General features: G+C 68.4%; 5 protein-coding genes and 1 pseudogene. 5 read left to right on the top strand and 1 reads right to left on the bottom strand.

Going from position 1 to position 7,956, the window contains the following annotated elements:
* The first annotated feature begins 34 nt into the window (after positions 1-34).
* The 5 genes and pseudogenes from ACWEPF_RS29870 to ACWEPF_RS29850 all read left to right on the top strand — a co-directional run bounded on the left by ACWEPF_RS29870 (position 35) and on the right by ACWEPF_RS29850 (position 7,521).
* Positions 35-4,609, top strand: coding sequence for an amino acid adenylation domain-containing protein (locus ACWEPF_RS29870; RefSeq protein ID WP_452174999.1), 4,575 nt, complete (start codon positions 35-37; stop codon positions 4,607-4,609).
* Between the two features lie 112 nt (positions 4,610-4,721).
* The gene (locus ACWEPF_RS29865) at positions 4,722-5,045 is read left to right on the top strand and encodes a hypothetical protein (RefSeq protein ID WP_452174998.1); all 324 of its coding nucleotides are present in this window, start codon (positions 4,722-4,724) and stop codon (positions 5,043-5,045) included.
* A 186-nt stretch (positions 5,046-5,231) separates the two neighbouring features.
* Positions 5,232-5,531 carry a transposase gene (locus ACWEPF_RS29860; protein WP_452174997.1) on the top strand — a complete coding sequence of 100 codons (300 nt, stop codon included), beginning with the start codon at positions 5,232-5,234 and terminating at the stop codon, positions 5,529-5,531.
* An 87-nt stretch (positions 5,532-5,618) separates the two neighbouring features.
* Positions 5,619-6,413 (top strand): annotated as a pseudogene (locus ACWEPF_RS29855) (IS3 family transposase); the annotation flags it as partial.
* A gap of 694 nt (positions 6,414-7,107) precedes the next feature.
* Positions 7,108-7,521, top strand: a complete 414-nt coding sequence (locus tag ACWEPF_RS29850; RefSeq protein WP_452174996.1) for a hypothetical protein — start codon at positions 7,108-7,110, stop codon at positions 7,519-7,521.
* Here ACWEPF_RS29850 and ACWEPF_RS29845 read toward each other — a convergent pair.
* On the bottom strand, positions 7,518-7,922 hold the full coding sequence (locus ACWEPF_RS29845; protein WP_452174995.1) for a hypothetical protein: 405 nt from the start codon (positions 7,920-7,922) through the stop codon (positions 7,518-7,520). The genes ACWEPF_RS29850 and ACWEPF_RS29845 overlap by 4 nt on opposite strands.
* Positions 7,923-7,956 lie beyond the last annotated feature (34 nt).

Below are 7,956 nucleotides of genomic sequence, written 5' to 3'. Positions count from 1 at the left end.
TGAGCAGGTGAAGATCCGGGGTTTCCGGATCGAGTTGGGTGAGGTTCAGGCGGTCGTCGCCGAGCATCCGGGGGTGGCGCAGGTCGCGGTCGTGGTCCGGGAGGACCTGCCGGGCGACAAGCGCCTGGTCGCGTATGTGGTTGCGGCTGGTGAGGCTCTTCTTCCGTCCGAGGTACGGGAGTTCGTTGCTGACAGGTTGCCGGAGTACATGGTGCCCGCGGCGGTGGTGGTGCTGGATGTCCTGCCGTTGACGGTGAACGGGAAGCTGGATCGCAAGGCGTTGCCGGCTCCGGATTACGCGGTGGCGTTGGGCGCGGGTGGTCGTGGCCCGTCCAGTGTGCGTGAGGAGGTGCTGTGCGCGGGCTTCGCTGAGGTGTTGGGCCTGGCGTCGGTTGGTGTGGATGACGACTTCTTCGCGCTTGGCGGGCATTCGCTGCTTGCGGTGCGTCTGGTTGAGTGGTTGCGTTCGCGTGGCGTGGCTGTCTCGGTGCGGGCTCTGTTCCAGTCGCCGACTCCGGCTGGGCTGGCTGCGGTGGCGGGTGTCGAGGCCGTCGTGGTGCCGCCGAACTTGATTCCTGAGGGTGCGCAGGTCATTACCCCGGACATGCTGCCGTTGGTCGAGTTGTCGGCCGAGGAGGTCGGGCGGATCGTCGCCACCGTGGAGGGCGGTGCGGCCAATGTGGCTGATGTGTATCCGCTGGCGCCGCTGCAGGAGGGCTTGCTGTTCCATCACGTGATGGCCGCTGGCGGGGAGGACGCGTATGTCGCGCCGCGGGTCATGCGTTTCGATTCGCGGCGGACGTTGGATGGTTTCCTGGGGGCTTTGCAGCGGGTGGTGGATCGGCATGACATCTACCGCACGGCGATTGTGTGGGAGCAGTTGCCGGAGCCTGTTCAGGTGGTGTGGCGTCGGGCGGGCCTGCCGGTGACGGAGGTCGTGCTGGGTGCGGCCGGTCTGGATCCGGTGGAGGAGTTGCTGGCGGGTGTCGGTTCGTCGATGGATCTTGGCCGGGCGCCGTTGCTGGATGTTCACATCGCCGCGGACCAGGACGGTCCGGGCTGGACCGCGTTGGTGAGGATGCATCACCTGGTGATGGATCACACCGGTATGGACGTGGTGATGGCCGAGGTCCGGGCGTTCTTGGAGGGTCGTGGGGACCAGCTGCCGGCGCCGCTGCCGTTCCGTGATTTCGTGGCGCAGGCCCGGCTCGGGATCTCTCGTGAGGAGCACGAGCGGTACTTCGCGGGGCTGTTGGGGGATGTCACCGAGACCACCGCGCCGTACGGGCTACTGGACGTCTACGGCGACGGCACCGGTACGGTCCGGGAATCGGTGTGGCTCACGGAGGAGCTGTCTGCCCGCGTGCGCCGGGTGGCCCGGGCTGTGGGCGTCAGCCCGGCGACGGTGCTGCACCTCGCCTGGGCGCGCGTTCTGGCGACGCTGGCCGGGCGGGACGACGTGGTCTTCGGCACGGTGCTGTTCGGGCGGATGAACGCCGGCGCCGGCTCGGACCGCGTTGCGGGCCTTTTCATCAACACGCTGCCGGTCCGGGTCCGGATCGACGGCACCGGGGTGCTGGAGGCGCTGGGCGGGGTGCGCCGTCAGCTGGCCGAACTGCTCGTCCACGAGCACGCCCCACTGGCGATCGCCCAACAGGCCAGTGGCCTGTCCGGGACGGCGCCGCTGTTCACCTCGATCTTCAACTACCGGCACAGTGGCGAGGGTGGCGCCCCTGCTAGCCCTGGGGTCGGCCGGGCTGCCACGGACGACCCGGCCGAGCGGCCCGTCGGCGAGATCCGAACGGTGTTCACCCAAGAGCGGACCAACTACCCGCTGTCGGTGTCGATCGAGGATGTCGGCGAGGGCTTCGGGCTGACGGTGGACGCCGTTGCTCCGATAGACGCCCAGGCGGTTGGTCTGCTGCTGAACACGGCGGTCGAGAACCTGGTGCCCTCGCTGGAGACGGCACTGGCCGGCGGTCCGGACCTTCCGCTGAACGCGGTGGACATCCTTGACGCAGCCGCGTCCCGGAAGGTCCTCACCGAGTGGAACGACACGGCGGCGACCGTCCCGAGCCTGACCATGCCGGAGCTGTTCGCCGCGCACGTCGACCGGGCACCGGAGGCACCGGCGATCCTGACGGACTCGGGTGACATCTCCTACGCTGAGCTGGACGCCCGGGCCAACCGGCTCGCTCGGCTGCTGGTGGGCCGCGGGGTGGGCCCGGAGTCGCTGGTGGCGGTCTGCATGGAGCGTGGCGCCGAGCTGATGGTCGCGCTGCTCGCTGTCCTGAAGGCCGGCGGGGCTTATCTGCCGCTCGATCCGGAGTACCCGGTGGAGCGGATTGCGTACATGCTGGCCGACTCGGGCGCGGTGACGGTGCTAGCGTCTGCGGACTGCGTGCCCAGGCTGCCGGAACAGCCCAGCACGCCCGTCCTGGTGATCGATGAGCCGGCGACGGTGGCCAATCTGGCCGCTCTCTCGCCGACCGGCCTGGCCGACGCGGACCGGCTGGCGCCGCTGATGCTCACCCACCCGGCATACGTGATCTACACCTCGGGATCGACTGGGCGGCCGAAGGGTGTCGCTGTCTCGCACGCCGGCGTCTCCAGCATGATCGAGGGCCACGCCCGCTGGTTGGGCGTGGGGCCGGGGGACAGGGTCGCGCAGTTCGCTTCGGCGAGCTTCGACACCTTCGGCTGGGAGTGGTGCATGTCTCTGCTGCTGGGGGCGGCGATGGTGGTGGTGGAAGCCGGACAGAGGTTCGGCGAGGACCTCACCGGGCTTCTCGCCGAGCGGGAGGTTACCCATGCGACCCTGCCGCCCGCCGTTCTGGCAACCCTGCCCGAGGGGTCGATAGCTCCGGAGACGGTGCTGATCGTGGCAGGCGAGGCGTGCCCATCCGAGTTGATGGCGAGCTGGGCCCAGGACCGTCCGATGTTCAACTCCTACGGGCCGACCGAGACCACGGTCGATGCGACCCTGTGGCGCTGGCGTCCCGGCGCCGCCGAGGTGGCGATAGGCGCGCCGGTGCTCAACACCCGGGTCTTCGTGCTCGATGCCATGCTGCGTCCGGTGCCGATCGGGGTGGTCGGCGAGCTGTACGTGGCCGGGGCGGGCCTTGCCCGCGGTTATGTGGGCAGGCCCGGTCTCACTGCCGAGCGATTCGTGGCTTGCCCCTTCGGTGGCTCGGGTGCACGGATGTACCGCACCGGTGACCAGGCCCGCTGGAACGAGAACGGCGAGCTGGTGTTCGCCGGCCGGGCCGACGACCAGGTGAAGATTCGCGGTTTCCGGATCGAACCTGGCGAGATCCAGACGGTGCTCAACGCCCACCCGGCGCTCCGGCAGGCCGCAGTGGTGGTGCGCGAGGACGTGCCGGGTGACAAGCGCCTGGTGGCCTACGTGGTCGCGGATCAGCCTGGTACCGATGCCGACACCCTCTCGGACGCTGTGCGCCGGTTCGCCGAGGAGCGGCTGCCCCGTTACCTGCTGCCATCGGCAGTCGTGGTGTTGGCGGACCGACTTCCGATCACCGTCAACGGCAAGGTCGACCGGCAGGCCCTGCCGGCGCCCGGCTACGTCACCGGGGTGGCAGAGAGCATCGAGGGGGAGTCTGCCAGCGCTCTCCAGAGCCTGATGTGCGAGGCCTTCGCCGAGGTCCTTGGTCTGCCCGGTGTGGGCCTGGACGACGACTTCTTCCGGCTCGGCGGGCACTCGCTGTTGGCCCTCGCCCTGGTCGAGCGGCTGCGCGCTCGGGGCGTTTCGGTCACGGTGCGGACGGTGCTGGCGGCGCCGACGGTGCGCGGGCTGATGGAACGGATGAGCCTGTCCTCCGTCGACGATGCACTTGGTGTCCTGCTGCCGATCCGAACCGAGGGCGACCGCCCGCCGTTCTTCTGCGTGCACCCCGGCGGCGGACTCAGCTGGCCCTACATGCCGCTGGCCCGGTACGTGCCGAAGGACATCCCGCTCTACGGCCTGCAGGCCCGGGGCATCGACGGGACCGGTGAACTCGCTGGCTCCGTCCCGGACATGGCGGCGGACTACGTGAGGCAGATCCGGGCCGTTCAGCCGTCCGGCCCGTACCACCTGCTCGGGTGGTCGTTCGGTGGTGTCGTGGCGCAGGAGATCGCCGTGCAGCTGCAGGTGGCCGGCGAGATGGTTGGAGCCCTGGTCATTCTCGACGCTTACCCGGCGGGCCACGACGTCGAGCCGAACGCGGACGGCGCAGTTCCGTCCGAGGAAGCGGCCGGTACCAGCCAGGAAGCGGGCCTCAACCACCTGATGGACCGTCTCCGCCGCGAGTCCGGTCGCGTCCTCGGCGCGATCTCGGAGGAGGAGCTCGAACTCCTGGCCCGGGTCTTCCGGAACAACGCCACCCTCCAGGACGAGCACAAGCCCCGGCAGTTCGACGGCGACGCCCTGCTGGTGGTGGCAGCTGAAGGCCGTCCGCTGGACACGCCAACCGTCCAGCGCTGGAAGCCTTATGTCTCTGGCGAGATCGCCGAGACCCGCCTGACGTGCGGGCACCTGGAGATGCTTCACACCGAGAACCTGAGCCACGTATGGGCATCGGTGGCGGCATGGCTGGATCGCGAGATGTGATCTCCAGCCGCGGAACAACGGCCGTCGGGTCAGGAATCGCTTCCTAGACCCGACGGCTCCGCGTGCGGTGCACCTGTTCAAGTTCACTTTCCGGCCTGGGAGTTGCCCGACGATGTCCATCACGATCGACATGGCGTTGGTTGCGGCCGACGCACAGCTGTCGAACGGATCTGCGGGCCTTGCCGAGGTCGCGGCCCTCGTGGTGCTCGGCTTACTTGCCATGGGACTCGGAATCCTGTGGGCCATCAACTACCGAGCCATGGTGACCTGTCGTCACTCACGCGAGGAAGCGGATAGAGCCCAGCTGCCTATCCTCCTTCGCCAGATATCGCCGCCACCAGTGCGGCCCGCCATTCAGCGTCTGACGGGCGTGCTCCTCGCCGTCACCGGATGCGTCTTCGTGCTCAGTGGCGCTTACACGCTGGTCCGACTTTGACTCGCTCACTGCGACCACGTTGGGCAGTGGCGCTGCCGGCTGGTCGAGGCCGTGCCGGTGTTGACGCTGTCGGAGGCCCGCCATACCGGACCAAGCCCAGCGGTAAGCACTGGGCAGAGTGAAGCTTCCCCGTGGACCTGGACACCTGGAGACTGGGACGTGAGGTTCCAGAGGAAGTAGAGCCAGGTGAGCAACAAGCAGGGCAAGCGGTATTCGGAGGAGTTCAAGCGGGACGCCGTGAGGCTGGCCCGCTCGTCCAGCAAGACGGTCACGGAGGTGGCCAGGGACTTGGGGGGCAGCCCCGAAGGCCTTCGGAGCTGGGTCAAGCGGGACCAGGTCGACCGTGGTGACGGTGGTCCGGGCGATCTGACCAGTGCCGAACGTGAGGAGCTTCGCTGCCTGCGGCGGCAGAACCTCGAACAGCAGAAGACCATCGAGGTCCTGAAAAAAGCGATGGCCTTCTTCGCGCGGGAGAGCGACCGGTGAGCGACGCCTACCGGTTCATCACGGCGGAGAAGGCCTCCTACCCGGTCACCCTGCTGTGCCGCGTCCTGGGCGTCCCCCCGCTCCTCGTACTACGCCTGGGCCGGCGGCCAGGAAGCACGGCGGGCCCGCGTGCGGGCCGACGACGCTCTCGTCCAGGAGATCACCGTGGTCCACCTCGCCTCCAAGGGCGCCTACGGCGTGCCGCGCGTGCACGCCGAACTCCGGCGCCAGGGAAACGCGGTGAACCACAAGCGGATCGAGCGGCTGATGCGCGAACGCGGCATCGCGGGAATCACCCGCCGCCGCCGGCGCCGCTCGCTGACCCGCCCGGACCAACAGGCCTGCCCCGCACCGGACCTGATCGGCCGTGACCTCACCGCCACCCGGCCCGGAACCCGCCTGGTCGGCGACATCACCTACCTGCCCACCGGCGAGGGCTGGCTCTACCTCGCCTGCTGGCTGGACCTCGCCACCCGCGAGGTCGTCGGCTACGCGATGGCCAGCCACCACCGCGCCGACCTGGTCGTCGACGCCCTGCGCATGGCCCACGCGCGAGGCCGCCTGGAAGCGGGCTGCATCGCGCACAGCGACCGCGGCAGCGAGTACACCTCCACCCAATTCCGCACCACGGCATCAGAATTGGGGATCCGAGCAAGCACCGGACGCACCGGCTCGTGTTACGACAAAGCCGCGGCCGAGAGCTTCTGGGCAGTGCTGAAAGCCGAGATCGGCACCCGAACCTGGCCCGACAGGGCCACCGCACGCGCCGACGTCTTCGCCTACGTCGAGACCTTCTACAACCGCCGACGACTACGCAAACACCCCACCTGGGGTTACCTCACCCCACACGAGACCCGACAACGACACACCCTCGCAGCATGAGAACGAGTGTCCAGGATCATGGGGGAACTTCAGAGCGCGAAAAGCTGGCTGAGTGGGAGGGCCCGGAAGCAGCTCACAGCTGGCAGGATCATCCCCATGCGAATTCTTCTCCTCGGTGGCGGCTGGTTCTTGGGGCCGGCGGTGGTGACTGGGGCGGTCGCTCGTGGTTGGGAGGTCACGACCTTCACCCGGAGTCGATCTGTTGCCGGCGCGCACGCTGTTCACGGTGACCGCGAGCGCCCCGAGGACTTGGCGATGTTGGCCGAGCGCGGTCCGTGGGACGCGATCATCGATACGTCGGCGTCAGAACTCTTCCCACGGGATGTCCTGGCGAGTGCAAGGGCGTTGGAGCAGGCCGCTAGCCGGTACGTATACCTATCCACCGTGGCGGTGTACGAGGGTTGGCCGCTGGAGACACTCACAACCGAGTCCGCGGTATGGCCGTCATCAATCGACGCCGGACCGGAGTCTGAGCGCCTACCGGTGGACGGTGCGGGGGTCAATCCGAACTATGGTGGCAGGCACCGAGTACGCAGTGGTGGAGACCTTCGGCCCAGAACGGACCAGCTTGCTCAGGCCCGGTGTCATCCTTGGTCCGGGAGAGTACGTCGGGCGACTGCCGTGGTGGTTGCACCGTGCCAAGCAAGGGGGGCGAATCCTTGCGTCCGGTGATCCGTCCCAGGGAGTCCAGGCAGTGGACGTGCGAGACGTTGCGGAGTTCGCACTGGACCAGGTGGAGAGCGACAACTACCAGGTGCACAACTTGGCTTCGCCGCTCGGTCGCGATTCGATGGGCGGTCTTCTTCAGGCCTGTCTGGAGGTCACAGGGGGAGTGGGTGACCTGGAATGGGTCCGAGATGAGGTCCTGCTGAGCGCCGGGGTGCAGCAGTGGACTGAACTACCACTGTGGTGGGCCGCCCCAGGGGTCTCCGACATTGACCCTGGTTCGGCGGACAAGGCCGGCTTCCGAAGCCGGCCTCTCGCGGAGACCATCGCCGACATATGGTCGTGGCTGACCGACGGCAACACCCCTGTGCCCCACCGTCGGTGGGCCAAGCACGGGATTGACCCGGTGAAGGAGCGCCAGATCCTGGAGGGCCCGCGCTAGCGCGGCCCGGGGTCGATGCACAGCCTCACAGGAGCCGACCCCAAGATCTGCGGGGCGGACAGCAAGGTGAAATCCTCAATCTGCTCGACCAGTTCACGCGCCAGCGGGGCGTTGCGAAAGGTGGATGAAACCAGCTCGCCGCGGATGGAGTTCACTCGCCCTGCTACGCCAGCGCCGCGCCACTCTCGCGGCAGACTCAAGACGGAGCCGAGCGCCTCGGCCGCCCCGTCCAGCTCGTCTCGCATCAGCAGAGCGGCAGCGAGATCGGCACTCGCTTGTGGAGCGATGACCAGAGGACGCTCTCCGGTGCTCCGGGTGGCGATTAGCTCGAGGCAATGCCGCGCCGACGCTTCTGCGCCCTCGCCGTCGCGTAGCAGCAGCAAGGTGGCACTGTTGCTCATGGCCACCCGCTCCCGGTTGAGTGTGGACGATCGC

This window comes from Kitasatospora sp. NPDC004289 (assembly GCF_053602875.1).
This window is presented reverse-complemented; position numbering and strand designations above follow the sequence as displayed.